The sequence below is a fragment of the Paracoccus sp. UBA889 genome, from assembly GCA_002294185.1.
In the GTDB taxonomy this organism is placed as follows: domain Bacteria; phylum Pseudomonadota; class Alphaproteobacteria; order Rhodobacterales; family Rhodobacteraceae; genus Paracoccus.
In genome coordinates, this window is sequence record DBFD01000052.1 from 1 (window position 1) to 515 (window position 515).

Here is a 515-nt window from a genome sequence, read left to right on the forward strand (position 1 = left end):
AGCGACCAGCGAAAGCGCGGATAGGCGTTCTCGGCATAGACCAGACCGGCGGGGCGCCCGGCATCCGACAGGGTCGAGGCGGCGGCGATCCGGCCGGCTTCGGTATTTTCCAGCCGCTCCACATCCGAACGGCGCAGGGTCACGGACGAGGTCGGCACGCCCTCGGCGGTCGAGGTGATCACGAAGGTCTCGACCGAGGGCGGCAGGGCGCGGGTCATCAGCCGCGCGGTGCGGCCGATGGCCTCGGCCTGGCTGATGTAACGCTGGTTGCGCAGGCGCACCTCGGCCCGGTTCGAGGACAGGGCCATCGCCTCCAGCACCTGCCCCTCGTCGGCCATGGCGTCGCCAAGCGCCTTCTGGATCGCGGGCTGGGCGGTCGGATCCTGCGACCAGCCGCCCGCCCAGCCTTCGGGGTCGGCGGCGGGCGCGGGGCGCGGGCGGACCGGGGCGGGGGCCTTTTCCAGCCCGGAGGGATAGGGCGACTGGCGCGGGTTCAGCGCCATCGAGAATTGCGC

The 515-nt window shown here is 73.0% G+C and carries 1 protein-coding gene; it reads right to left on the reverse strand.

Going from position 1 to position 515, the window contains the following annotated elements; all coding sequences use genetic code 11:
- On the reverse strand, positions 1-515 hold a 515-nt coding region (locus B4L36_RS10985; RefSeq protein WP_292956835.1), incomplete at both ends, for a YjbH domain-containing protein.